This window comes from Phycisphaeraceae bacterium (assembly GCA_019636555.1).
Lineage (GTDB): Bacteria > Planctomycetota > Phycisphaerae > Phycisphaerales > UBA1924 > JAFEBO01.
The window spans coordinates 2,269,275-2,293,420 of sequence record JAHBXH010000001.1 but is presented as its reverse complement, the minus strand read 5'-3'; the positions used below and the strand labels follow the sequence as shown (position 1 = coordinate 2,293,420).

The 24,146-nt window shown below is 61.7% G+C and carries 25 protein-coding genes; 15 read left to right on the top strand and 10 right to left on the bottom strand.

Features of this window, described 5'->3' with window-relative positions; genetic code table 11:
- Positions 1-3: 3 nt before the first annotated feature.
- The 7 genes from KF691_09590 to ndhC form a co-directional block, all read right to left on the bottom strand.
- Entirely contained in the window at positions 4-522 is a 519-nt protein-coding gene (locus tag KF691_09590; GenBank protein MBX3389692.1) for a low molecular weight phosphotyrosine protein phosphatase, read from the bottom strand.
- Positions 519-1,451 (bottom strand): hypothetical protein, encoded by a 933-nt coding sequence (locus KF691_09585; GenBank protein ID MBX3389691.1) that lies wholly within the window; start codon positions 1,449-1,451, stop codon positions 519-521. Before KF691_09585 ends, KF691_09590 begins: the two co-directional genes overlap by 4 nt.
- Positions 1,451-2,110: a hypothetical protein gene (locus tag KF691_09580; GenBank protein ID MBX3389690.1), complete on the bottom strand. Its 660-nt coding sequence runs from the start codon at positions 2,108-2,110 to the stop codon at positions 1,451-1,453. Before KF691_09580 ends, KF691_09585 begins: the two co-directional genes overlap by 1 nt.
- Positions 2,111-2,120: 10 nt before the next feature.
- Entirely contained in the window at positions 2,121-2,786 is a 666-nt protein-coding gene (locus KF691_09575; GenBank protein MBX3389689.1) for a hypothetical protein, read from the bottom strand.
- Positions 2,787-2,830: 44 nt separating this feature from the next.
- A complete protein-coding gene (locus KF691_09570; GenBank protein MBX3389688.1) occupies positions 2,831-3,283 on the bottom strand; it encodes a DUF2752 domain-containing protein in 453 nt (150 codons plus the stop codon).
- A 45-nt stretch (positions 3,284-3,328) separates the two neighbouring features.
- The gene (locus tag KF691_09565; GenBank protein ID MBX3389687.1) at positions 3,329-5,098 is read right to left on the bottom strand and encodes an EAL domain-containing protein; all 1,770 of its coding nucleotides are present in this window, start codon (positions 5,096-5,098) and stop codon (positions 3,329-3,331) included.
- 238 nt (positions 5,099-5,336) lie between these two features.
- Positions 5,337-5,747, bottom strand: a complete 411-nt coding sequence (ndhC, locus tag KF691_09560) for an NADH-quinone oxidoreductase subunit A (GenBank protein MBX3389686.1) — start codon at positions 5,745-5,747, stop codon at positions 5,337-5,339.
- A 45-nt stretch (positions 5,748-5,792) separates the two neighbouring features.
- Here ndhC and KF691_09555 point away from each other — a divergent pair, with 45 nt between their 5' ends.
- From KF691_09555 to acpS, 11 genes are all read left to right on the top strand, one after another.
- Complete coding sequence (locus KF691_09555; protein MBX3389685.1) at positions 5,793-6,746, top strand: YdcF family protein; 954 nt, start codon at positions 5,793-5,795, stop codon at positions 6,744-6,746.
- Positions 6,747-6,991: 245 nt separating this feature from the next.
- Positions 6,992-8,728 carry a chaperonin GroEL gene (groL, locus tag KF691_09550; protein MBX3389684.1) on the top strand — a complete coding sequence of 579 codons (1,737 nt, stop codon included), beginning with the start codon at positions 6,992-6,994 and terminating at the stop codon, positions 8,726-8,728.
- A gap of 317 nt (positions 8,729-9,045) precedes the next feature.
- Positions 9,046-9,783, top strand: a complete 738-nt coding sequence (locus tag KF691_09545; protein ID MBX3389683.1) for a DedA family protein — start codon at positions 9,046-9,048, stop codon at positions 9,781-9,783.
- Positions 9,784-9,800: 17 nt separating this feature from the next.
- Positions 9,801-10,304: an HIT family protein gene (locus tag KF691_09540; GenBank protein MBX3389682.1), complete on the top strand. Its 504-nt coding sequence runs from the start codon at positions 9,801-9,803 to the stop codon at positions 10,302-10,304.
- 84 nt (positions 10,305-10,388) lie between these two features.
- Positions 10,389-10,679 carry a co-chaperone GroES gene (gene groES, locus KF691_09535; GenBank protein ID MBX3389681.1) on the top strand — a complete coding sequence of 97 codons (291 nt, stop codon included), beginning with the start codon at positions 10,389-10,391 and terminating at the stop codon, positions 10,677-10,679.
- Positions 10,680-10,716: 37 nt separating this feature from the next.
- Positions 10,717-11,088 (top strand): four helix bundle protein, encoded by a 372-nt coding sequence (locus tag KF691_09530; GenBank protein ID MBX3389680.1) that lies wholly within the window; start codon positions 10,717-10,719, stop codon positions 11,086-11,088.
- A gap of 57 nt (positions 11,089-11,145) precedes the next feature.
- Positions 11,146-12,768, top strand: a complete 1,623-nt coding sequence (gene groL, locus KF691_09525) for a chaperonin GroEL (protein MBX3389679.1) — start codon at positions 11,146-11,148, stop codon at positions 12,766-12,768.
- A gap of 693 nt (positions 12,769-13,461) precedes the next feature.
- Positions 13,462-14,622 carry a molecular chaperone DnaJ gene (dnaJ, locus tag KF691_09520; GenBank protein MBX3389678.1) on the top strand — a complete coding sequence of 387 codons (1,161 nt, stop codon included), beginning with the start codon at positions 13,462-13,464 and terminating at the stop codon, positions 14,620-14,622.
- A 51-nt stretch (positions 14,623-14,673) separates the two neighbouring features.
- Entirely contained in the window at positions 14,674-15,252 is a 579-nt protein-coding gene (locus KF691_09515) for a nucleotide exchange factor GrpE (protein ID MBX3389677.1), read from the top strand.
- 17 nt (positions 15,253-15,269) lie between these two features.
- Positions 15,270-15,641 (top strand): zinc ribbon domain-containing protein, encoded by a 372-nt coding sequence (locus tag KF691_09510; protein ID MBX3389676.1) that lies wholly within the window; start codon positions 15,270-15,272, stop codon positions 15,639-15,641.
- A gap of 21 nt (positions 15,642-15,662) precedes the next feature.
- Positions 15,663-16,052 carry a holo-ACP synthase gene (gene acpS, locus KF691_09505; GenBank protein ID MBX3389675.1) on the top strand — a complete coding sequence of 130 codons (390 nt, stop codon included), beginning with the start codon at positions 15,663-15,665 and terminating at the stop codon, positions 16,050-16,052.
- 5 nt (positions 16,053-16,057) lie between these two features.
- Here acpS and KF691_09500 read toward each other — a convergent pair whose 3' ends face one another.
- The gene (locus KF691_09500) at positions 16,058-16,873 is read right to left on the bottom strand and encodes a tetratricopeptide repeat protein (protein MBX3389674.1); all 816 of its coding nucleotides are present in this window, start codon (positions 16,871-16,873) and stop codon (positions 16,058-16,060) included.
- A 105-nt stretch (positions 16,874-16,978) separates the two neighbouring features.
- On the opposite strand from KF691_09500, the gene KF691_09495 reads away from it, so the two are divergent.
- Positions 16,979-18,454 carry an AMP-binding protein gene (locus tag KF691_09495; protein MBX3389673.1) on the top strand — a complete coding sequence of 492 codons (1,476 nt, stop codon included), beginning with the start codon at positions 16,979-16,981 and terminating at the stop codon, positions 18,452-18,454.
- Positions 18,455-18,654: 200 nt separating this feature from the next.
- Positions 18,655-20,754, top strand: coding sequence for a hypothetical protein (locus tag KF691_09490; GenBank protein MBX3389672.1), 2,100 nt, complete (start codon positions 18,655-18,657; stop codon positions 20,752-20,754).
- Between the two features lie 93 nt (positions 20,755-20,847).
- On the opposite strand, the gene KF691_09485 is transcribed toward KF691_09490, so the two are convergent.
- Complete coding sequence (locus KF691_09485; GenBank protein MBX3389671.1) at positions 20,848-21,648, bottom strand: NAD-dependent deacylase; 801 nt, start codon at positions 21,646-21,648, stop codon at positions 20,848-20,850.
- A gap of 162 nt (positions 21,649-21,810) precedes the next feature.
- Between KF691_09485 and KF691_09480 the strand changes: the two genes are divergently transcribed.
- Both KF691_09480 and KF691_09475 read left to right on the top strand, forming a co-directional pair.
- Complete coding sequence (locus KF691_09480) at positions 21,811-23,010, top strand: glycosyltransferase family 2 protein (protein MBX3389670.1); 1,200 nt, start codon at positions 21,811-21,813, stop codon at positions 23,008-23,010.
- Between the two features lie 86 nt (positions 23,011-23,096).
- Entirely contained in the window at positions 23,097-23,702 is a 606-nt protein-coding gene (locus KF691_09475; GenBank protein ID MBX3389669.1) for a methyltransferase domain-containing protein, read from the top strand.
- A gap of 18 nt (positions 23,703-23,720) precedes the next feature.
- Here the strand turns inward: KF691_09475 and KF691_09470 are convergent, their stop codons facing one another.
- Complete coding sequence (locus tag KF691_09470) at positions 23,721-24,137, bottom strand: DUF3052 family protein (protein ID MBX3389668.1); 417 nt, start codon at positions 24,135-24,137, stop codon at positions 23,721-23,723.
- Positions 24,138-24,146 lie beyond the last annotated feature (9 nt).

Below are 24,146 nucleotides of genomic sequence, written 5' to 3'. Positions count from 1 at the left end.
TTTCTACTTTGTTCGCTTCGATTGAGTGTGTTCGAGTAATCCCTCGCACGCCGCCTTGAGCATCACGTACATCTTCTCGAAGCCCTCGCTTCCGCCGTAGTACGGGTCGGGGACGACGAGCCGGTGCTCGGGTTCGCCCTTGAGCGCCGGATCGAACGATCGCATCAAGTGGACCTTGTGCGCCGGAGCGCCGGCGTGAATCAATCCCGCCTTGTTGTCGAGGTCCATCGCGAGCAAGTAATGGAAGCGATCGAAATCGCGTCGGGGATCGAGCTTGCGCGCCGAGTGCTCGAACTCCAGCCCGTGAAACGCGGCGATCTGCACCGTGCGCGGATCGGCTCCGTTGCCCGCGTGCCAGCCGCCCGTGCCGCACGAGTCGATGTCGAAGCGGTGCGTGAGATTCCGCTCTCGCACCAGTTGCTGGAACAATCCCTTGGCGAGCGGGCTGCGGCAGATATTCCCGAGGCAAACGAAAAGAACGCCGGTTTTTGCATCATCGGCTCGGTGTTCGGGGTGATTCACGCCAAGACCTCGTCGCGCTGATCGGACGGCTCGGCGAGCCGCTCGCCGGAAGAGAGGAAATGCTCGTTGATCGCTCGGGCAACATGCACGGCGAGCCTCGAGCGCGGGCGCAGGATAAATCGCTCGAGCCGCGCCGACCCGGCTCCCTCGTCCCACACAACCGGGATTCCCAGCAGCGCACAGGTCTCCGCCATCCATCGCTGCGAGTGGAGCGGCACGTGCCGCGGCGCGGAGCCTTCGCGCACATTCAAGACAACGGCATCGGCGCAGGGCAGAAGCGTCCAGATCGGCGCCTCGCAGGTGACCAGTCGCACCGCGACGCCCGTCGATCGAAGCGTTGCCTTGGCACGCTCCATTTCCTGAGTCTGCCGCGGCACGATCGCGACAACCTTTCGCCCGACCAGCCCGACCAGCGCGCTGGCTCGAACGAAATCGTGCGCACTCAGAGAATCGGGTGGATCAGACGCGAGAATCAAGGCGTGTTCGGAGTCGCCGATACCGAGTGCGGAGCGGATCGATTCGCGGGTTGACGCGGGCACGCGCCGGACGGGAATATCAAATTTCCTGCCGTCGACGATTTCGAGCGCGGCACCCCAGATCGACACGGTTGAGTTCTTCAGCCTTGGGAAAAGCGCATCGTCCCAGCACACCAGCCGCTCTGGGCGTTGCATGCGAGACAGCACGCGGCGAAGCCCGTCGCGGATATTCCGGTTCCGAAGGCAGGAGGGTGGCGCGACCAGCGGAGTTCGAAGCCCGAGAGCCGCGGCACGGCGCTCACCGTGTTCGCCGGCGATCAACAGGACTCGATCCGCACCGTTGCTCCGCGTGCGAATCCGTTCCACGCACGCGAGTATCGCGGCGTCGGTCGCGCCGCGAAGCAATCCGACCTCTCCCCACGCGCTCACGATGTGAATCTCGCCGGAGTCCATCACTTTCGGTTGGGACGCTTCGACTCGTGCTCGAAGAAAAGCTCGCCCACGGCGACGCCCGTCTCGCGGGCGAGTTCGTTCTCCGCCTGAGCCACCTGCGCAGCGCTCTGAGGGCGCGCCCCGGGCTTTTCGTGCATGTTGATGTTGAGAGGAGCGCCTTCCGTCAGATTCGGGTCGGGCCAGAGCCGGTGATCGTTCTCTGCGTCCATCACCTTGACACGGACGCGTGCTGTCGGGGCGTAGGCGACGCCGCCCGACGAGAGCGAAAACGCATCGATCGTGACATAGATGACGACTTGGGCCTTCACGGCGCGCCCGACGGCGACGACGCTCATCGGTTCGCTGTCGCGATCGCGCGTCGCCGCGACGATGGCGCCGCGGCTGTCGATCATGTCTTCCACCAGTTTTTCCGTCTGGATCGTCTGGGTTGCCGCGGCGGCGATCTCCATCCGCAGCGAACGGCGAGGCAGAATGCTGTTCTGGTCATCGACGAAAACGACCGTTGAGCGTTTGGGGTCGAGCGTGAACGCCGCGGGCGTTTTCTCGGGTCCGTGGATGAAGTAGTAGGCGGGCCCGACGATATTGCAACCCGCGCTCGAGATCAGCAGCACACAGGCCGCAAAGCGAGCCGCGTTCCGAATCACAATTGAAAAAGACATTGGCATTCGATTAGTACTTCGGGTAGTACGGTTCCTGGTGCGTGATGAAGGGCCACACCACCCGGTCCACAAACCGGCGCATCAATTCCGTCCGCACCGCCGCGACCGGAATCTCTTCGGTTCGGTGTCCTTGCTGGTCCGGATACTTGACGAGGATTGTCCGCTCAAAGGTGTAGTAGTCCGCGAGATTCGAGTCGGCCTCGACGACGGCGACCGAGCCCGCGGCAACACCGTCGTACAGATACTTGTTTCCGGGTTCGCTCGTGCGAAACTCGGATACTTCGACAAAGACCAGACGCTGAACGCCACCGAGCTCCTTGGCAAGGTCTTCCATCGATTTGGCCCGCCACCCCGGGTGGTCGTACATGTACTGAATCACCATCGACGGCGGAACGACGCCGGTCGTGCCCGCGTCGTTGGCCGGGTTCGCCAGCGCCTGAGTAATGCGTGAGACGAGCGTCGCGCTCAATCCCGGTGCCGTCTCTTCGATCGAGCGGTCGGCGGTGACCAGCACTGCAAACGACTTGCCTTCAAGAACATTGGTTTCCGGCTTGACTTCGTGCGTAGAAGATTTCTTGTACGACTCGGCCATGCCACCGATGAGCGCGGGAATCGCGCAGCCGCCGAGCACCGCGAACGCGCTCGCCAGCGTGAACCCACCGAGAAGATTTCGCATGTGTCGCCGACGCGCTCCGGACATCCGCTGAAGCCCTTCTGTTGCTAGAACACCGCGATCTTGTACGCCCATGCCGCGAGCAGCACAATGCCCGCGATCCAGAGCACTCGGGGCCGCACGAGGGCATCCAACCCGGGTTTCAGGCTGATCCCGGTCGCGGCAGCGTGCAGCCCGAACCACACCCCCGATGCTAGCACAATCGCGGCGAGCGCTCCGGCAGGTTGCGTTCGGAACGACTGCAAAAAGTGCCCGTGCGCCGCCAGTGTCACCGCCGTGGTCATGCCGCAAGTCATGCACGGTCGGCCGAAGGCGAGCAGGAAACCGCAAGGCGGCAGACCGAGGGCCTCATGGGTCCCGTGCCCCTGCGGAGCAGGGGTCAAAAAGGCGCCGAACAGAAGCGGGGCTGCGCAGAGCAAGGCAAGCGCAAGCCCTTGGAGCCTGCGGCTCCACTGTGCGTGCTGCATGGGTGCCGCCGTGACCGTGCCCGCGCGATCCATGCCCAGAGGCTACGCCGGTCGCCCGGATGGAGTTGCAGGAATCCGTCAGGCCGAGGCCCGAAGGCGGGTTGACTCGACCTGTTCGGCGACGATTTCGAGCTCGCTTCCCGAGCGCTCCGGCCCGGCTTTCAATCGCCCTTGATCAAAGAGGCGATAGAGCGACTGCGGGCTCGAAACCCACCGGCTTGCGCCCGGAGCGAGCGTGACACGCAACTTCGGCGTGAGAGCACCCGCGCGACCTGCGGCGATGGTGCACTCGCGCTCATCGAATTCGATGAGGAACCGTTCGATGGGCGCGCGGAGAGATCCTTCGGGAGCGGTCGCCAGAAACCGGTCGTTTCCGACATGTGCAAAGAAGATATCGGGGCGATTGGAGCGCGCGCTCGTTCGGAACTGCTCGGCGACTCTCTTGAGAAGTTCGTCGCCGAGTTCGTAACCCATCGCCTCGTTATACCGCGAGAATCCGCGGATGTTGAAGAGTGCCGCGTCGTACGACTTGGAGACGGCTCTTGCGTTGAGACCACTCGGCGAGCGATTGAAGATCGACTGCAAGTGTTCGTCGGCGAGCACCCGACCGGGAAGGCCGGTCAGCGGCGCGATCCGAAGCCTGGTTTCTCTCGACAGGTCCGCCGCGGCGTGCAGCAGATCTCCGATCGAAAGGATCCCGATGATTTCGTTGTCGTCAGCGACGATGAGCGGCAGGCCCACGCAGCGCTCCTCGCGCCCGGAAGCCAGTTCGAGCGCGTCCGGGATGGACGTATCGGGCGCGGCGCAGACCACGCCGGGGCGAACGATGAACTCCATTCTCTGGCCGAACAGGTCGTCGGCGGCATGGCGGAGCAGCGCTTCGCGTTCGCACCAGCCCGCCGGCCTGCCCGCCTCGGTTACCAGCACTCCCGAGATCGCCGGATTGCGCATGATGTCCGACGCCACATCGATCACCCTGCACTTGCCATCGACGACCGTCGCGGCACGCGCGTAGCGGCCGACGTTGGTGATGCGCGGGTCACGGTGCGAACCCGAGATGCCGCCGATGCGGTGCGCTCGGATGAAATCACGCACCTCCTGGCGCAGTTGCTGATCGCGAGAACCGGGGCGAGCGAGAAAGTAGCCCTGGCCGTAGACGACGCCGAGCTCCATGAGCGTGGCGAGTTCGGATTCCTGTTCGATTCCTTCGGCGATGAGGCGCACTCCACTGAGCGTCGCGAAGCGAAGGAAGAAACGGATCAGATTCTGGCGTACCCGGTCGTGCGCGATGTTCTCGATCAATTCCCGGTCGAGTTTGAGCCAGTGCGGGCGGAGCGCCATCATGCGGTTCAGCCCGCTGGTTCCGGCGCCGACGTCGTCGATCGCGACTTCAAAGCCGGCCGCCTTGACCATCCGCACCTGTTCATCGAGTGAGTTGTCGTGATGGTGCGCCGATCGTTCGGTGATCTCCAGCACGATGCGCGTGGGTGACAGGCCGGGCGTGGCTCGCACGGCCTTGACAAGCTCCGCGCAGAAGCGCGGATCCGAGAACACCTGCGGAGTCGTATTCAGGAAGAGTTTCGAACCGGTGGGCCAGCGCGATGCCGCTGCGAGTGAAACCCGGCGCGTGACTTCTTCGATGTTCCAGAGCTCGCCCGCCTTTTCCGCGGCGTCGAACAATTCGGCGGGTGATTTGAATTCGCTGGAGTCGGAAAGTCTCGTGAGGGTCTCGAAACCGGCGATCTGTGCGGACTTGAGGTCCACGATCGGCTGAAACGCCGCGCTGACGCTGCCGGCGAGCACGGTCGCGTCGAGTTGGGCTTTGAGCCTTTCTACGTCGATCGTCATATCTTTCTCTGCTCCGTGCCACGCCCTCGCGGACTCTCCTCCAGCGGGGTTGCAAAGGGTTCATCGGAGAATCTTCCCCTGTTCTCGCGGAGGTGGAAAAGAGCGAGCGGCGGGTGCGACGATTGCGCGAATGCGCCCGAATGCGCCGTCGAGTTACAGTCCCTTGCGCAGAGATTTGGGACTCGCGCCGCGAGCCATGACCAAATACCGGACTGGGAGAAGGTTCGCTTTTTCCGCCTCAATCAAAGCGGAAAACGCCCTTGCGATAGCCATAGATGTATGCCACGACCGTGGTCAGCAGAAAGAAAAAGATTCTTCCGAGCCAGATCAGTCCCTCGTTCGACATCGGCGCAATATTCGGAAAAGTCGTCGCCCACGGGTAGAGGAAGACGATCTCGACGTCGAAGACCAGGAAAACCATCGCGATCAGATAAAACCGCACGTTAAAACGCTTGCGGGCTGTGCCGACGGGGTTCATGCCCGACTCGTACGACTGCGCTTTCACGCGCCCTTCGCGCCGTGGTCCAAGAACCAGCGAACCGATCACGTTGATCGCGCCGAACGAAACCGCCATCAGAATGATGAGCAGGATCGGGAGATAGCTCGAAAGGTCTGTCGTCGCAAGGTGGAGTGTCGAAGGCGCAGTCATTGATTCGATAATATCGGGTCCGACCAGAGCGTGCCGGGAGCAACCATGATTCGACCCGTGGCCAGAGCCTTTGGATTGACGATCGGGTTGGTGCTGCTCGCCAGCCTGCCCGCGTCGCTTTTCGGGTGGGATCCATCTCTTTGGATTCTGGATTTGAGGCCGCTCGGTCCGCTCAAGTATTTTCTGTTCGTCGCCGGGGGCGGCACACTCGTTGCAATCGGAATCGAGCGAGTGCCGCCGCGATGGGGCTTTCTCGTCCCCCTCGTCATCGGTGCGGTCGGCCTGATTTCATTGATCGACACCGCGCGCTTCTTCGCCCTTGCATTCCGCGGCAACTTTGCAAGTTTCGGACCCATCCCGCTTTCCGCGATCGTTTTCGCGGTCATCGTGATGATCGGCGCGTCGCAGCGCTCCCGGCCTTGGGCTGGTTCCGCTCGGTGGGTCGCTCCGCTCGCTCTGGCTTGTTTCGCACTTTTTCCGGCGACTCTGATGTGGACATTCGGCCTGACGGACTACCGGCGTCCTGCTGATGCCGCTGTTGTGTTCGGCGCAAAGGTCTATGCCGACGGACGCGTTTCAGACGTTGTCGCCGATCGGGTTCGCACGGCGTGCCACTTATATAAACAGAGACTTGTGCACGCGATCGTCTTCTCCGGGGGCCCCGGTGAGGGTGCAACTTCAGAGCCGCAGGCGATGAGAGCCCTTGCAATTACGGAAGGCGTGCCCTCGAGCGCGTGCGTGCTTGATGAGTCTGGGCTGAACACTCGAGCCTCGCTAAAAAACGTGCAAGCTCTCGCCGCGGAACGTGGGTGGACCTCTCTGCTAGCCGTCAGCGACTTCTATCACCTGCCTCGGATCAAGATGCTCTCAGATCGTGAGGGGCTGGAGATGATCACGGTTCCTGCACGTCAAGGCCAACCACGTTCTGGAACCCCTTTCTGGATTTGCCGCGAGACCGCCGCGTGGTGGGCTTACGCCTTCGGCATTCCGACAGGCTGATTCGAGCCTGCCGAACTGGCAGCCCCCGAAAGCCCCGAAGGCATCGAGTGGCAACGAATCCTCGGTTCGATCCGCAGGCCACCCGAACACACCCCCATTTCGCCGCTCGTGTCCGATAGGCGGCTGGCACAGGTCTTGCCCTAGCCAAGCAGCGTCCGGCGGCGTCCCCGCCCGGATTGCCTACTGACCGAACCAGATTCCGGGCCCTGTCTTCGGCCCCGGACCAAACAGGGAGATCTCTCGAGATGGCCGCCAAAGAACTTTCCTTCGATGTGGATGCCCGTCAGTCCCTTCTCGCCGGTGTCGAGAAGCTCGCCAAGGCCGTGAAGGCCACCCTCGGCCCCCGCGGTCGCAACGCCGTGCTGGACAAGTCCTGGGGCGGCCCGACTGTCACCAAGGACGGTGTCTCGGTGGCGGAAGAGATCGAGTTGAAGGACAAGGCGGAGAACATGGGCGCGATGCTGGTCAAGCAGGCCGCCTCGAAGACTTCCGATGATGCGGGCGACGGCACCACGACTGCGACCGTCCTCGCCGAAGCGCTCTTCCGCGAAGGTCTGCGCCACGTCGCGGCAGGGGTCGAGCCCAACACACTCGTCCGCGGCATGAAGGCCGCCGTTGAACAGGTCACGAGGTCGATCGACGACATGGCGACCCCCGTCAAGGGCAAGGCCGACATTCAGAATGTCGCGACCATCTCCGCGAACAACGACGCGGAAGTCGGCAAGATCATGGCCGATGCGTTCGAGAAGGTCGGTAAGGACGGCGTCATCACCGTCGAAGAAGGCAAGAACATCGAAACCGAAGTCACGGTCGTCGAAGGCATGCAGTTCGATCGCGGGTTCCTCTCGCCGAACTTCGTCACGGACGCGGACGCGATGAAGGTCGAGTTCGACAAGGCGCTCGTGCTCATCCACGAGGACAAGATCGACAATCTCTCGAAGCTTGTGCCGCTGCTCGAGAAAGTGATGGCTTCGAAGAAGCCGCTGCTCATCATCGCGGAAGATGTGACGGGCGAGGCGCTCGCCACACTCGTGATCAACAAGCTGCGCGGCACGCTCAACGTCGCCGCCGTCAAGGCTCCGGGCTACGGCGACCGGCGCAAGGCAATGCTCGAGGACATCGCCATCCTCACCGGCGCGACGCCGATCATGAAGGACCTGGGCATCGAGCTCGACAAGGTGGAACTCAAGCAGCTGGGCATGGCGAAGAAGGTGGAGATCGACGCGGACAACACAACGATCATCGAAGGGGCAGGCAACACGAAGGACATCCAGTCACGCATCGCACAGATCCGCGCGGAAATCGAAAAGACCACGAGCGATTACGACCGCGAGAAGCTCCAGGAGCGCCTCGCCAAGCTCGCCGGGGGCGTCGCGCAGATCAAGGTCGGCGCCGCATCCGAAGCCGAACTCAAGGAAAAGAAGGCCCGCATCGAGGATGCGCTGCACGCGACCCGTGCCGCGGTCGCCGAGGGCATCGTTCCCGGTGGCGGCGTCTCGTTCATCCGCTCGCGCAAATCGCTCGAGGACATGAAGGAGTACAAGGCGCTCTTCGGCAAGGGCGGCGATGAAAAGTCGTCCGAAGATATGGGCCGCTACGCGTTCGACTTTGCCGCGGGAATCCGCACCGTGTACACGGCGCTCGCGCTGCCTCTGCAGACGATCGCCGACAATGCGGGCGCGAAGGGAACAGTGGTAGTGCAGAAGGTGGCCGAAGGCAAGGGCAACAACTTCGGCTACAACGCGCTCACTGATACGTACGGCGACTTGATCGACCAAGGCGTGATTACGCCCGCGAAGGTCGATCGCTCGGCGCTGCAGAACGCCGCCAGCGTCGCGACGCTGCTGCTGACGTCCGATTGCATCATCACCAGCAAGCCCGAACCCAAGGAAGCCGCGCCGGCCGGCGGCGGAATGGGTGGCGGCATGCCGGGAATGGGCGGTATGGGTGGAATGGGTGGCATGGGCGGGATGGGGTTCTAATCGGAAACATTCTTGTGCATGAGTCACAGCCGTACCAGAATCGGTTCTTAGTGGGCGAGCGCGTTTCAATCGCGGCTGTGCAGCGACTCGAGGAGTTCAAGAACAGTTGGAAATTGCATCACCCAGTGACGGAAGAGCAACTCAGATATGCCGGTCAAGATTCGGTGGTTATCGAAGTCAGCTTTTATCACGGCGGCGATGTGCTGTACGAATTGGACAAGATTCCCGGTATTTGGCATGAATGCTGTCTGGAGTCGGCTGTGGAGAGGACCAATTAGCGGCGAACGCCTTGATGCAAGAAAATATTTTGAGATTCCATGCAGGAACTGATCCACAACATCCTCCACATCGATCAGGCCCTCGCCGGGCTGCTGACTTCGCACGGCCCGTGGGTGTACGCGATCCTCTTCGCCATCGTCTTCGCCGAAACCGGACTCGTGGTGACGCCGTTTCTGCCGGGCGATTCGCTGCTCTTTGCGGCGGGCGCGCTCGCGGCGTCGCAGCCTCACGCGTTCAATGTCTGGATCGTGTCGTTGCTCCTCATCTTCGCGGCGATTCTGGGTGATGCCGTGAACTACGCGGCTGGAAAGTGGATTGGTCCGCGGGTTTTTTGCAAGGAGCTCGATCCGGATCGCAGGCCGTCTCTGCTCGAAAAACTCCTGAACCGCAAGCACCTCGACAAGGCGCACGCGTTCTACGAGAAGTACGGCGGCAAGGCGGTTGTGATTGGTCGCTTTGTGCCGATCGTCCGGACCTTTGTTCCGTTCGTTGCGGGAGCCGGCGCGATGAACTACTCGAAGTTCTTTTTTTACAATGTTGCCGGCGCGTTTCTGTGGGTCGGCGTGTGCGTGGCCGCTGGTTACGCCTTCGGAAACATGCCGATCGTCAAGGACAATTTCTCTCTGGTAATTCTCGGGATCATCGTGGTCTCGGTACTGCCGATCGCGTTTGAGTTTGTGATGGCGTACCGCGAGAAAAGATCGCCTGCTCTACCCGCGTCCACCGTCATCAGCCCCGCACCTTCACTGGAGCCCCGCAAGTCCGACGCGGCTTAGCGCGCCGGGGGAAACACATGGCAGGACACCAGCAAGAATGCGAGATCTGCAATCGCGTGGCCGAGTGCCGCGCCGGGAAGCACCCCGGCTTCATCGCGGAGCTTGACACGGGCTTTGCCGTGCTCGGCGATTCGCAGCAGTTCCGGGGCTACACGCTCTTTCTTTCGAAGACGCCGGCGACGGAACTGCACCAGCTCGCGCGGGCCGCGCGGGTCCGCTTCATCGAGGAGATGACGCAGGTTGCCGAAGCCGTGCACAACGCGCTTCGTCCACACAAGCTCAACTGTGAATCACTCGGCAATGTCGTGCACCACATCCACTGGCACATTTTTCCGCGGCGAAAGACCGATGCCGATCCGCTCGCGCCGGTGTGGGGCCAGATGCACAAGGAAGGCACGCCGGAATATGCCGCGACGAAGCTGAACCCGGCAAAGGACCAGGAACTGATCGAGTCGATCCGCGCCGAACTCGTGAAGGCGCGCAAACACGAAAAAGCCTCGGAGGCTTCCAAAGCGGAATAGGAAATTTTGCAAGCGGGCGCCGAGCCCGATTCATTCGCACACGACGCAATCAATCGATTGCAGCATCTTGAAGGAGATTCTGAAATGGCCGTGAAACCACTCGAAGACCGCGTGCTCGTCAAGCCGATCGAAGCCGAAACCAAGACCGCTTCGGGCATCTACCTTCCCGAGACCGCCAAGGAAAAGCCGGTGAAGGGGAGCGTCGTGGCGACGGGGCCCGGCAAGCGCCTCGAGAACGGCAAGCGCGCCGAGATGAGCGTGAGCAAGGGCGACACGGTTGTTTACGGCAAGTACGCAGGCACCGAAGTCGAGATCAAGGGTGAAAAGCACCTGATCCTGCGGGAGTCGGAACTGCTGGGAGTGATTGAGGGCTAGTTCCGGAGGCATCAGGAGTTGGGCATCAGGCATCAGCATGAGTGAGATCAATTCACATCGCGACTTGGTGGCTTGGCAAAAGGCCATGGATCTCGGTTTGTTGATCTACCGGCTGGCGGCCTCGCTTCCCGACCATGAGCGCTTCGGACTAGTGAGCCAGTTGAGACGAGCTTCGGTTTCGGTCGCGAGCAATATAGCGGAGGGATATGGTCGCGGATCGACGCAGGACTATTTACGATTTCTGCGAGTCGCTCGGGGAGGGCTTTTCGAAATTGACACACAGTGCCTCTTCGCGTTACGCCTGAATTACATCACTCAGGTGGCACACGAAGAAGTGAATCAGCGAATTCATGAGTGCGGAAAGATCCTTCAAGGTCTTATCCGCAGCATTGAGGGAAAACAGAATTGATCGGCAGGCTCGGCTGATGCCCGATGCCTGATGCCCGATGCCTCAGAGGTGAATCCAATGTCTACGAAACAGTTGATGTTCTCCGATTCCGCTCTCGTCGAGATGAAGAAAGGCGTTGATGCCCTCGCCGATGCGGTCAAGTGCACGATGGGTCCTTCGGGCCGCTTTGTCGTCATCGAGAAGTCCTACGGCGGCCCGCACGTCACCAAGGACGGCGTCTCGGTCTCGAAGGAAGTCTCGCTCCCCGCGCCGTTTCAGTCGATGGGCGCGAAGATGGTGAACGAGGTCGCGAAGAAGACGGCCGACAAGGCCGGCGACGGCACGACCGCCGCGACGGTGCTCGCCCAGGCGATCTTCTCCGAGGGCCTGCGCCACGTGACCGCCGGCGCGAACCCGGTGCACCTGCAGCGCGGCATCAACAACGCCGCGGCGGCTGCGGCCGATGCCATCGACGGCATGGCCATCAAGTGCAAGGGTCGCGAGGACTACAAGAAGATCGCGACGGTTTCAGCGAATCACGATGCCGCGGTCGGTGATCTGATCGCCGAAGCGATCGACCGCGTCGGCGCCGAGGGCGTTGTTGAGATCGAAGAGGGCAAGACCGCTGAGACCACGCTCGACTACGTCGAGGGAATGCAGTTCGATAAGGGCTACCTGTCGCCGTACTTCATGACCGACCCGAAGACCGCCGAGTGCGTGCTCGAGGACGCGTACATCCTGCTCTACGAGAAGAAGATCAGCAACCTGCCCGATCTGCTGCCGCTCCTGAACAAGGTCGTCGCTACGGGCAAGCCGATTCTCCTCATCGCGGAGGAAGTCGAGAACGAGGCGCTCGCGACGCTCGTCGTCAACCGTTTGCGCGGCACGCTCAAGATCTGCGCCGTCAAGGCGCCGGGATTCGGCGATCGGCGCAAGGCCATGATGGGCGATATCGCCACTCTCACCGGCGGCACGTTCATCGCGGAAGACCTGGGCCGCTCGATCGAGAGCATCGAGCTCTCGGAGCTCGGTCGCGCCAAGAAGCTCGTCATCACGAAGGACGACACGACGATCATCGAGGGCGCCGGCAAGAAGGCCGACATCACGGCGCGTGCGAACCAGATCAAGGCGCAGCACGAGAAGTCCACCAGCGACTACGACCGTGAGAAGCTGATGGAGCGTCTCGCCAAGTTGACGAGCGGCGTGGCGATGATCAACGTGGGCGGCGCGACGGAGATCGCCATGAAGTCCACCAAGGATCTCGTGGACGATGCGTTGCACGCGACCCGTGCGGCGGCAAAAGAGGGCTATGTGCCCGGCGGCGGCGTTGCGCTGCTTCGCACGCAGGATGCGATTCTGAAGGCCGCCGGAAAGGCGAAGGGTGACGAGAAGCTCGGCTTCGACATCGTCGCCAACGCGGTCGAGGCCTGCGCCAAGCAGATCGCGGAGAACGCCGGCTTCGATGGCGACCTCGTCGTCGAGAAGATTAAGGATGGCGGCAAGGGTGGCAACTCGTTCGGCTTCAACTCCGCAACGGGCGAATACACCGACCTTGTCAAGGACGGCATCATCGACCCCGCGCTGGTTGCGAAGACCGCGCTGATCAATGCCGCGTCGGTGGCGGGCCTGATGCTGACGACGGATGTGCTGATCACGGACCTGAAGGAAGAACAGGAAGTGACGGCGGGCGCGACGGCGTGAAGAAAAGGCACTGGGCACTAGGCATTTGGCACTAGGGCAGAACGAAAACCACCGAATCCGTTCGCGAGAGCGAGCGGATTCGATTATGCAGAGCGTGCTAATGCAAACGGATTGGTGGGGATTCAGCGCCGCGGGGGCGTCCGCAGTGGCGGCATTGGCATCGGTGTTGATTGCTTTCGTCAGTCTGCGAACCGCCCGCGAGTCCACAAGGCACTCAGAATTGATGACCAAAGAAACGCAGGCAATGCGGGAAGCACAGACACTGCCGCATGTGATCTTGTACCCAAGGGTTTCCCCCGTCAATCCAGATGCCGCAGAGCTCGTATTGGAGAATGTAGGTCCCGGATGTGCGTACAACGTTCAAGTATCGGGTCAAAAACTTCCGCCGGATCCAATTCTGCCTCTCAACAATTGCACACTAACTTTTCCCTCGATTCCCGCGCTCGGTCCGGGGCAACGCCGAGTTTTCTCGTGGGGCAAACGTTCGCAGGTGCACACATTACTCACGACCTTGGGGAGCGACTGGTTGGCAGAGGTGAGTTTTTCCTGCCCCCTTCGCGAAAATCGGATTACTACGGAGAATCCGATTGAAGCTCGAATATTTGATTCGGCAAGTCGCCTATCTGGTTGGACAGATATTGAGTCGCTGCAAAATGGTTTGAAGTCCCTGATTCTCGTTAGTGCGAGTCGTTGATGCCCTCCGTCACCCGCGACTACTACGAAGTTTTGAGCGTTGAGCGAACCGCCGACGGCGAGGAGATCAAACGCTCGTACCGGCGCCTCGCGCTCAAGTATCACCCAGACCGCAATCCGGGCGATGCCGAGGCGGAAGTAAAGTTCAAAGAGGCTGCCGCGGCATACGAGGTGCTCTCCGATCCGGAAAAGCGCAAGCTCTACGACCAGTACGGGCATGAAGGCTTGCGTCAGGCGCGAGGCCCGGCGGCACACGACTTCAGCCGCATGAACGTCGAGGACATCTTCTCGATGTTCAACGACATTTTCGGCGGGGGCGGCGGTGGTTTCGGGGGTCCGCAGGGCCGACGGGGCGTCGCTCGCGGCTACGACCTCGAAACCGAAGTCGAACTCACACTCGAAGAAGTCTCCGTTGGCGTCGAACGCGAAGTGCACTTCACGCGGCTCGATGTCTGCGAAACATGCACCGGCACCGGCGCGAAAAAAGGAAGTGCTCCCATCAAGTGCCCGACGTGCGGCGGGCAGGGAAAGGTTCAGCAGACGGGGTTCGGCGGCATGTTCCGCATGGTGACGGCGTGCCCGGCCTGCCGCGGGCGCGGACAGATCATCAAGGACTTCTGCGACGCGTGCAAGGGCAAGGGGCGGATGCCGCGCAAGCGGACGATCAGCGTGAAGATTCCGCCGGGGGTAATGGACGGACAGGCGGTGCGAGTTGCGGGGGAAGGCGAACCGCCTCCGCCCGAGATTTCGCCGGCGGGCGAAGGCATCCGTGGCGATCTGCATGTTGCGATCCGCGTTTCGCATCACGAGTTGTTCCAGCGCGACGAAGATAACCTGATGCTCGAGATGCCGATCAGTTTCGCGCAGGCTTCACTTGGCGCAGAGGTCGATGTTCCGACGATCGGGGGCAACGCGAAGCTGACGATCCCGCGCGGCACGCAGCCGGGAAGCGTGTTTACGGTGAAGGGGAAGGGCCTGCCGAATCTTCGTTCGGGCCGGGCGGGCGATCTGCTCGTTGGCGTGAAGGTCGAGGTTCCCCGCAAGTTGACGAAGGCGCAGGAGAAGTTGCTGCGCGATTACGCGGCGAGCGAAGATCAGGCGGTCTTGCCCGAAACGCAAGGCTTCTGGAAGAAAGTGAAGGAGATGGTGAAAGGGGATTGAGTCCCGATTCTCCCGCCTGCGCGAGCGCAGACCGCAACAGATTGAGTGGCAATGATCTCAAGATCCAAGGACGACATGAACAGCGAATCGGACAATCCGCGGGAGTGGGAGATTCCGGAGGAAGGCGATCCGGAAACGAATCTCGCGCTCCAGGAAAAAGTCTCGAAGCTTGAGGCCGAATTGTCGGAAGCGAACAGCCGCGCTCTCCGCACGATGGCGGATTTTCAGAACTACCAGAAGCGCTCGTATTCGAACGAACAGATCGCCAAGGCGACCGGCGTCGCGGGTGTCGTGCAGGGAATCGTTTCAGTCATCGATCACTTCGATCTCGCGCTGCAGCAGGACACGAACAAGGTCACGGCGGAACAGATCGTTTCGGGCGTGAAGGTCATCCGCGAGGAATTGCTCCGGGTTCTGCAGCAGCAGGGGCTGAAAATCATCAACCCTCAGCCGGGCGATGAGTTTGTCCCGGGCATACACGAAGCAATCATGCAGCAGAAGGCGGATGGCATCGAGCCGGGTAAGGTGGTTGCGACATTTCAGGCCGGGTATTCGCTCGCGGGCGCCGCGGCGGGCGGCGGCGACAAGGTGCTTCGGCCCGCGAAGGTTTCCGTTTCTCCGACCGAGTAACTCTGCGGTTTTCTCCCATGCCAACGTACGACTACAAGTGCAACGCCTGCGGACACACCTTCGAAGAATTCCAGTCGATGACGGCGCCGCTCCTCAAGAAGTGTCCAAAGTGCGGCAAAAACAAGCTCGAACGGCTCATCGGCACCGGCGCGGCGCTGATGTTCAAGGGCTCGGGTTTTTACATTACGGATTACAGGTCGGATTCGTATAAGAAGGCCGCGGAAGCAGAGAAGGGCGGCGGCAAGGCCGACGGCGCGGCAGAAAAGGGAAAATCCGACGCTGGGAAAAGCGAGACCACGAAGTCCGAACCGGTCGCGGCGAAGAAGTCCGAGCCGGCGGCGAAGCCGGAGCCGAAAGCCAAGGGCAAGAAATCTTCCAAAGAAGCGTGATCAAAGCGGGCGCGACGCACCATGGCAATCGTCGGACACGGGATTGATCTCACGAGTGTGGACCGCATCCGCGAGATGGTGGCCGATCACGGCGATCGATTCCTCGATCGCGTCTTTACAATCGCGGAGCGTGAGAGCGCCGGGCGACAGGCCAACGAGTCGAAGCGTGCCGAGCATCTCGCCGGGCGATTCGCGGCAAAGGAAGCGGCGCTCAAAGCACTCGGAACCGGCTGGCGCGATGGCATCGCGTGGACGGATGTCGAGATTCTGAATCAGCCATCGGGCGCGCCGTCGTTGCGTTTGCACGGCAAGGCGTCGGAAATCGCCGCGGGGCTTGGCGCGAAGACATTTCACGTCAGCATCAGCCACGCGGCCAGCGTCGCAACGGCTTCGGTGATCTTCGAGTCGTAAGACTGCTATTCGCCGCTCGCGGTCGTGATCTTGGCTTCGGTGCCGAGCTTCTGCTGGACCGCTTCCGCAGCGCCGCGATTCTGGAATCGGCCGACGCGGACCGCGTAGACCTTGACTCCCTTCTGGCTTGTGGTCTGCACGATGCGGGGGGATGGGTAACCCGCGGATTGTGCACGGGTTCGGTAGCGGTCGGCCTGAACCTGGGCGCGCTGGAAGCTGCTGAACGCGCCGAGTTGCACGGTGAACTGTCCGGAACCGACCGATTGGTTGCCGGTGACCGCCGCGAGCCGGTCGGAGATCAGCACTTTCAGCGTGCTGTCATCCTGCACCTGCGATTGAGCGCGCTCATAGCTGGCGCGGGCTTCGCTTGCTCGGCCCTGGGCGCGGAAGGTGTCTCCGGCATAGAGCGAAGCGCGGGCTGCTTCGTCGCCGGTCAGCTTGTTGGAAGCTTCGGTCAGGAGTTCGGAGGCCTCGGCGTGCCGATCTTGCTCATAGGCAATCAGCCCGAGCTGTGCGGCGGCCTTGCCGCTGACGGTCTGATCGCCGCTCTTGAGCAGCGGGCGGAGAATCTTCTCGGCCTGGTCGTTCTTGCCGAGCGCCGCGGCGGAGAGGCCGGCAATGAGGGCGGCCTGCTCCTTTTGAACGCTGGAACCCTCTGTCTCGGCTTCGAGGGCGGCTTTGTAGGCCTCCGCGTAACGGTGTTGGCTGTAGAGCTCGCGATAGTCGGCTTGGGCGGGTTTCGGGGAAGAGGCGCACGCTTGGAGCAACGCCGTGACGATTACCAGAAAAGCCAACCCTGTCGCACGCATGTTCGACGTCATGATCGCTGGTTTCCTTGTCGGCACCGTCCGGGCGACGGTGGTTTTCGGTATTATCGTCGCCCGGCGGGCGGATTAGCCAGTTTCGCTGGCCATTCGGAGGGTGCTTTGACGGTACATCGTCCAATCCTGTGGCAATTGCTGAGCCATCCGCGCTCGATTGCCTGCGTGGACGACCGGAGGGCGACAAAAAACATTGAATTGCTGGCGGGCGTGTTCCACATTGCCGCGCGGCTCGAGACCGTGAATCACAGCCAGCGCCTCGGGTTGCTCCTTCCGACCGGGGGGAGTTTTCCGGCGACGGCGCTGGCGGGTTTGACAATCGGGCGGACGATTGTCCCGTTAAATTACCTTCTGAAGCCGGAAGAACTTCAGTACGTCATCGATGACTGCGGGACCGACACGATCGTCACGGTCAAGCCGATGATCGAGCATCTGGGGCACGTGCCCCGCGTCAAGAATCTTTTGTACCTGGAGGAAATGGACTTTTCGGGTCTTCCGGACTTTCGCTGGCCCGCGCCGGCGAGCGATGAAGACCTTGCGGTGCTGCTTTACACATCGGGAACGAGCGGCAAGCCCAAAGGGGTCATGCTGACGCACGGAAACCTGACGAGCAACATCCGCCAGATCCGGGACTGGGTGGAGTTTTCCCGTGCGGATTCCATGCTCGGAGTGTTGCCCCAGTTTCATTCGTTCGGCATGACGGTGCTGACATTCTTGCCGTTGAGCGGCGGGATAAAGGTTGTGTACACCGCGCGCTTCGTGCCGGGGAAGATCATCCGGCTGCTGCGCGAGCACCGGCCGACGGTGCTCGTCGCGATCCCCTCGATGTTCAACGCGCTGCTGCACGCGAAAGACGCGACGGCGGATGACTTCCGCTCGCTCCGGTACACGGTGAGCGGGGGAGAGCCGCTGCCCAGTTCGGTGCGAGACAGATTTCGCGAGCGCTTCGGCGTGACTATCAACGAGGGTTACGGATTGACGGAGACTTCGCCGGTGACGAACTGGTGCCGCCCGCACGAGTTCCGGCCGGGTTCGGTGGGGCGGCCGATCCCGCTGATCGATCAAAGGATTGTCGATTCATCGACGGGGCGGAGCCTGCCGCCGAATGTCGACGGCGAGGTGTGGATGAAGGGCCCGAACGTGATGCGGGGGTACTTCAATCTACCGGAAGAGACCGAGAAGGCTTTCAGCAACAACGGCTATTTCCGAACGGGCGACATCGGACGATTCGACGACGATGGTCATCTGCACATCACAGGGCGGCTGAAGGAGATGCTCATCATCGGGGGAGAAAACGTGTTCCCGCGCGAAATCGAGGAAGTGCTCGATCGGCATCCTTCGGTGAACGCAAGCGGTGTTGTCGGGGTGAGCGACCCGATGCGGGGCGAGCAGCCGATGGCGTTCGTCGAGATGCGAGACGGCGCGGCGTTTGATGAGAAAGAATTGATCGGCTGGTGCCGACAGAATCTGGCTGGATACAAGGTGCCCGTTGAAGTGCGACATCTCGAAGCGCTGCCCCGGAACGCAACCGGCAAGGTGATCCGGCGCGAGCTCAAGACGCTTGCGGCGTCGGGATCTTGAGGGGGTGGCGATGAAACATCGCACCGAAATTTCAGACTTTGAATAGCCGGCGTGGTCATCGCCGTCGCACGGGTTGATAACGCCGAACATCAAGTGTGCCCTCGCGGGTTGAGACGTGACTGCCTGACGAAGCAAGGTCTGTGCGACCTTGCGCGGGGATGGCGCGGCGATCGAGTGCAGATTTCAACAAGGAATTCGTCATGCTCCGCTTTTCAGCAATCTCGGCTCTGGTGCTTCTCGCCGGTTCGGCGGCGGGTCAGTCGGTGAACGTCGATGTGAACTACACGGGCAAACCCGTGCCGTCGGCGTCATACGGCGCTGCCGCGGCGCAGCCCGGCAGTTGGAATCAGGTGGTCGCTACCGGCGCGGGCGCGACGGTGAATCTGGTCGGCCTGAACGGGCTTTCTGCGGGATTGACGCTTACGGCCAAGACCAACAGCGGAAACCACAGCGGCGATCTTGGCACCGGCGATTTCGGGTCGCTGATGGATGATTACGCGATGGGCTTTGACACCAACGGCGTGGTGACCGTCGAGATCAACGGGCTCGACGAGGGCTTCTATCGCGCGTATGTGTACGCGGCGCTCACCGCAAGCGACGCGTCGTACACGGATACCTTTGGTTTCACGGCGTACTACAACAATCAGCTCTCGGGCGATATCGGCGGCGCCGGATTCGGTGCGGCAACGACCTCCGGACCCACGACGCCGAATGTTCATCAACGCGGCAAGACGTACCAGATCTTCAACTTCAAGGTCGGACCGGGGGCGCCGAAACTCAAGCTCTCGTCTTCGTGCGAGTTCATCGGCCTTGCGAAGTGCGCGTTCAACGGGCTGCAGCTTGTCAAGATCAACGGCAATCGCCTGTATGTCAACGACAACGCGCCCGGTGCGAACACCGGGCTTTCCTGGACCGATGCGTTCAAGGATCTGCAGGAAGCGCTGACCGTCGCGAAGGCGTCGGCGGGTCAGATCACCGAGATCTGGGTCGCGGGCGGCATGTACAAGCCGGGGGCCTCGCGCTCCAACTCGTTCAAGCTCGTTGAAGGCGTCAAGATGTACGGCGGGTTTGTCGGAAACGAGACGAATCTCAACCAGCGTGTGCTGAGCGTCGGAAATCAGAGCTACCTCTCCGGCGAGATCGGCACCGGGCTCCAGAACGACAATTCGTACCACGTTGTCGATGCGTCGTCCGTCACGTACCAGACCGTGCTCGACGGATTTACGATCGCTTCCGGTTATGCGAACGGAAGCGCGCCGAACGAGGCCGGCGGCGGGCTCTACGCCGCGAACGGATCGCCGACTGTGCGCAATTGCACTTTCTTCGGCAACTACGCGCTGCACGGCGGCGGCGGAGCGTTCATCGACGGGACGGCCGCGTTCTTCGGCCCGACGTTTGACAAGTGCATTTTCTGGCAGAACACGGCGGATCAGGGCGCAGGGCTGCAGTATTGGGGGGGCTCGGGCGGGTTGTTCCAGCCGGTGCTGGTCGTGTACAACTCGAAGTTCCTGCAGAATCAGGCGGCGAGCGTCGGCGGCGCGGTGCGCTCCTACGGGGATGCCTGGTTCTACAACTCCGCGATGTGGGGCAATAGCGCGACGCAGGAAGGCGGCGCCATCTACATCACGGGGACGAACGTGGACCTGGGCGTCCGGAATTGCACGATCGTGAACAACCTCAGCACGAGCGGATCGGGCGGCATCCGTGCGCTCGCGTCTGCGAATATCAACATGAGAAACTCGATCGTGTACGGGAATACGGGGCCGGGATTGATGCTCCCGACGGTCAAGCAAGTGAATGCGTCCGGCGGATCATTCGACGTTCAATATTCCTGTGTGACCCCGGACTTCAGCAACACTCCGATCGCGGGTGTCGGGAACATCGGCAATTTGCCGTCGTTCGTCAGCTCGAGCGGTTCGGATGGCATTCTCGGCAATTGGGACGACGACTATCGCCTCAACAAGAACTCTGCGTGCGTGGATGCGGGCAGCAATGCCGATGCGTACGGCACCGACCTGATGGATCTGCCGCGCATTGTGGACGGCAACGGCGATGCGATCGCGAGGGTCGATATGGGGGCGTTCGAACTTCAGAAGACGGCGTGCCCCTGCGATCTGAACCACGACGGGCTCGTGGATGATTCGGACTTTTCGATGTTCGTTGGCGCATACAACACGCTGGACTGCTCCGATCCGGGGATGCCGAGCGGTTGCCCCGCGGATTTCGATGGCAACACACTCGTTGACGATGCGGATTTCGTGATCTTCGTCGCGGCGTACAACGAGCTGCTGTGCCCCTAACCGAGTGTCGCGAGTTCGTGACGGGCCCGAGCGTGAAAGCGCGCGGGCTCGCTTCGTTTCAGGACAGGGACGGCTGGGGAATCGGCTCGTCGATCAGTTGCTGGGAAAGGCAAGCGAGACGAGGGTTGGCAGAAGATCGCCGCTCTTTCCGTGCAGGCAGAGATCGACCACGTGCGACGCGGCGGTGGGCTCCGCGTTGATTTCGATGGTGAATGCTCCATTTTGGCGTGCGGCGTGCAGGAAACCCGCGGCGGGATAGACGACGGCGCTGGTTCCGATGGAGAGAAAGAGATCGCAGGTCGAGACGGCGTCTGACGCCGCACGGAGCGCGGCTTCGGGGAGCATCTCGCCGAACCAAACGACGTGGGGGCGGAGGAAGGCGCCGTCGCAAACGGGCGACGGAGCTGGGAATGCCGGCAGAGCTGCCGGTGGTAGATCGATGACACGGTGAGTCGATGTGCAGCGCCACTGGATGATGTTGCCGTGGAGTTCGACGACGTTGGTGCTTCCCGCGCGCTGATGCAGGCGATCAACATTCTGGGTGAGCAGCGTGAATGCGCCGGCGCGCTTCGCGACCTCGCGTTCGAATGCGGCGAGGGCGAGGTGGCCGGGATTGGGTTCGGCGGCGAGACAGCCGAGCCGTCGCCAGTCGTACCAGCGGGAAACGCGCTCCGGATCGGCCTCGAAGGCTTCCGGAGTGGCGAGTGTTTGCGGATCGAATTCGGCCCAGAGGGCTCGCATGTCGGGCGGCAAGTCGTTCGGGTTTGCCGCGGAGATGCCGCGGAAAGTGCGCAGGCCGGATTCGGCCGAGATTCCGGCGCCGGTGATGACGATGACGGAGCGTGCGGCGCGGAGGCGGGATGCGGCGGCAGAACATTCGTCAGGTTGGCTCAAGGAGTGCTCTCCGGGCCGGACGGGGGACCCGGCATTGTGTGCCGCTGCCGAGACCGCCGGTGTGCCCGCGTGGCGAGCTTTGTACCATGTCGCGGAATCGGGAGCGGTCGTGGTTGAAGCCGGAAGATCGCGTGGCGCATTGTTCTTCGCGGGGAAGTGCGGATGAGTACTGAGGTCGAAAGCGACGCAAAGCAGAACCGCGACGATCCTGGTTTGGCGACGCGAGCGTGGAGGTCGATTCTGGGCGGGCGTGTGGCAAGATGGACCGATGCCGGCGCGCGAGTGCGAGCGAAGGCGCTCAAGCTCAAAACGATTCCCGGAAGACTTCGGCGGCGGATCAGCCGACATTTGTTCGGTCCGCCGCGGCCCGGGCGGCTCACCCTGATCTGCATGGTGCGCGACGAGGCTGAGATCATTCGAGGATTCATGGCGCACGCGCTTGCACTCTTTGATCATGTCATCGTTTTCGATCATCGATCGACGGACGGCACTGGCGAGTTTCTTCGCGAGCTGTCGGCGCGACAGCGCAAGGTCCAGTGCATTGGATTCGACGAAACGGGCTACTACCAATCGAAAGTCATGACCTGGGCGGCGCACAACCTTGTCCGCCGCCGGAAGGCAGGATGGGTATTCCTCCTGGATGCGGACGAGTACCTGCCGTTTGCAAGCCGCGGGGAGTTTGAATCGGCGTTGATGGAACATGCCGAGCACCCGGTCATTCGCATGAACTGGTTGAATCTTGTGCCGCTGGATATGGAGAGCGGCGCGATTCAAGGCGGACGATTTCTGCGACCACCGGTGCCGTCGCCGTATGTAAAAATCGCGTATCAGCCATCGAAGGTGCGTCCGAAAGAGTTCGCGATTTGGGAAGGGAATCACTCGTTGGTGACGACGGACGCTCAGAGAAGGGAGATTGAGGCGCACCCGGCCTTTGGTCTGTATCACCTGCCGATCCGAACCAAGCGCCAGCTTCAACAAAAGGTTGAGAACGGGGCTGAGGCCTATCGGCTCATGGGCGTTGATCGTGGAGAGCACTACGGGACCCATTGGGATCAAATGAAGGCGTTGATCGCATCGCAAGGAATCACGGATGATCTGATGGCGTACATGATCGTGCGGTACGCGATGCCTATGGAGCCGCCGTTCGGTCGCTCGATCGAGAGCATCCGCGCTGAGCAGTATTCCGAGTTTGTGCTCGATGTTGCAGCGGCAGACCCGGGGTTGGAGTTCCCCCGGTCCCGATTGGGCGATTGTCCAGCGCCGATCACGGTCAAGGCGCCGCCCGTCCAAAGGCCCGCGAGATCGCTCCAGTTCGATGCAAAGAAGAAAATGCTTCGTTTCCGAGATCGCTTGAACGTTTAAGGGCTTCGTAGGGTCTTTTTGGACTCGTGCAAGCGTGAATGATGTTGGGGACGCTGCGACGCGCGCGCGTTTCGTATCCTGCCGACATGGAGACGCGCGTTCGATCCGATCTGAAAGCACTGCTCACGAAACGCCCGGTCGTGGTCGAGATCGGCTGCGGCCCGAATAAGAAGCCCGGGAGCATCGGCATCGATGCTCTCGAATTGGCGGGCGTGGATATCGTGGCCGATGTCAACCAGGGGCTTGCGTTTTTGCCGGATGCGTCGGTGGACCGGATCGAATCGGTGCACACGTTCGAGCATCTCTCGAATATCGAGACCGTTGTGCGCGAAGTCGTGCGCGTGCTGAGACCAGAAGGGGAGTGTCACATCACCGTGCCGCACTTTTCGAATCCGCACTACTACTCGGATTACACGCACAAGACGCCGTGGGGGCTGTACTCGCTCGGGTATTTCTGCAAGGAAGGCTGGCCGTACAAGCGGAAGGTGCCGGCGTTTTACAACGATGTATCGGTGCGGGTGATCTCGCAGAAGGTGCGGTTCAACTCTGAGTTTGTGGTGATCAGGCAGCTCAAGAAAGTACTGCAGGCGATCGTGAACTCGTCGCGGCTCATGCAGGAGCTTTGGGAAGAGAACTTGTGCTGGCAGTTGCCCGCGAGCGAGTTGCGGATTGTGTTCGGGCGCACGAAGTAAGACGATGAGTCACCCGAGCTACTTGGCGCGGTGCTTTAAGCGGATGACGAGGCGCAGGCCGGACCAGGTTTCATCAATCGCGCAGACCTTGTTGTCAACGAGATCGGTCGCGAGAGCGAGATCGCGGATGACGTCTTCGGTGATATCGGTCTTGACGCCGCTGGCTTTCTTTGGCCACGCGATCCAGAGGCCGGCGGCGGGATTCATTCTCGCGCGGGCAGCGGCGAGTCGAGTCGCCAGCTCTTTCTGAGATTTGACGAATACGACGAGCACATCGAGCGGAGACTTGCCGCGGGAGAGCGAGGTGAAGGGCACATCCGGCGGCAGGCCGTCGAGCGCTTTGGTGAAGCCAACCGGCTCGGACCACAGGCCGACCGCATGGCCCGGTTTGATGCCGAGTTTTTTCGCCAACGGAGTTCCTGAGTATCCGGCCATGAGTGGAAA

What these genes read in the sequence shown, in the direction of transcription:
- KF691_09585 (MBX3389691.1), bottom strand. Translation starts at nt 1,451, where the DNA reads ATGGACTCCGGCGAGATTCACATCGTGAGCGCGTGGGGAGAGGTCGGA.
- KF691_09580 (MBX3389690.1), bottom strand. Translation starts at nt 2,110, where the DNA reads ATGTCTTTTTCAATTGTGATTCGGAACGCGGCTCGCTTTGCGGCCTGT.
- KF691_09575 (MBX3389689.1), bottom strand. Translation starts at nt 2,786, where the DNA reads ATGCGAAATCTTCTCGGTGGGTTCACGCTGGCGAGCGCGTTCGCGGTG.
- KF691_09570 (MBX3389688.1), bottom strand. Translation starts at nt 3,283, where the DNA reads ATGGATCGCGCGGGCACGGTCACGGCGGCACCCATGCAGCACGCACAG.
- KF691_09565 (MBX3389687.1), bottom strand. Translation starts at nt 5,098, where the DNA reads ATGACGATCGACGTAGAAAGGCTCAAAGCCCAACTCGACGCGACCGTG.
- ndhC (MBX3389686.1), bottom strand. Translation starts at nt 5,747, where the DNA reads ATGACTGCGCCTTCGACACTCCACCTTGCGACGACAGACCTTTCGAGC.
- KF691_09555 (MBX3389685.1), top strand. Translation starts at nt 5,793, where the DNA reads ATGATTCGACCCGTGGCCAGAGCCTTTGGATTGACGATCGGGTTGGTG.
- groL (MBX3389684.1), top strand. Translation starts at nt 6,992, where the DNA reads ATGGCCGCCAAAGAACTTTCCTTCGATGTGGATGCCCGTCAGTCCCTT.
- KF691_09545 (MBX3389683.1), top strand. Translation starts at nt 9,046, where the DNA reads ATGCAGGAACTGATCCACAACATCCTCCACATCGATCAGGCCCTCGCC.
- KF691_09540 (MBX3389682.1), top strand. Translation starts at nt 9,801, where the DNA reads ATGGCAGGACACCAGCAAGAATGCGAGATCTGCAATCGCGTGGCCGAG.
- groES (MBX3389681.1), top strand. Translation starts at nt 10,389, where the DNA reads ATGGCCGTGAAACCACTCGAAGACCGCGTGCTCGTCAAGCCGATCGAA.
- KF691_09530 (MBX3389680.1), top strand. Translation starts at nt 10,717, where the DNA reads ATGAGTGAGATCAATTCACATCGCGACTTGGTGGCTTGGCAAAAGGCC.
- groL (MBX3389679.1), top strand. Translation starts at nt 11,146, where the DNA reads ATGTCTACGAAACAGTTGATGTTCTCCGATTCCGCTCTCGTCGAGATG.
- dnaJ (MBX3389678.1), top strand. Translation starts at nt 13,462, where the DNA reads ATGCCCTCCGTCACCCGCGACTACTACGAAGTTTTGAGCGTTGAGCGA.
- KF691_09515 (MBX3389677.1), top strand. Translation starts at nt 14,674, where the DNA reads ATGATCTCAAGATCCAAGGACGACATGAACAGCGAATCGGACAATCCG.
- KF691_09510 (MBX3389676.1), top strand. Translation starts at nt 15,270, where the DNA reads ATGCCAACGTACGACTACAAGTGCAACGCCTGCGGACACACCTTCGAA.
- acpS (MBX3389675.1), top strand. Translation starts at nt 15,663, where the DNA reads ATGGCAATCGTCGGACACGGGATTGATCTCACGAGTGTGGACCGCATC.
- KF691_09500 (MBX3389674.1), bottom strand. Translation starts at nt 16,873, where the DNA reads ATGACGTCGAACATGCGTGCGACAGGGTTGGCTTTTCTGGTAATCGTC.
- KF691_09490 (MBX3389672.1), top strand. Translation starts at nt 18,655, where the DNA reads ATGCTCCGCTTTTCAGCAATCTCGGCTCTGGTGCTTCTCGCCGGTTCG.
- KF691_09480 (MBX3389670.1), top strand. Translation starts at nt 21,811, where the DNA reads ATGAGTACTGAGGTCGAAAGCGACGCAAAGCAGAACCGCGACGATCCT.
- KF691_09475 (MBX3389669.1), top strand. Translation starts at nt 23,097, where the DNA reads ATGGAGACGCGCGTTCGATCCGATCTGAAAGCACTGCTCACGAAACGC.
- KF691_09470 (MBX3389668.1), bottom strand. Translation starts at nt 24,137, where the DNA reads ATGGCCGGATACTCAGGAACTCCGTTGGCGAAAAAACTCGGCATCAAA.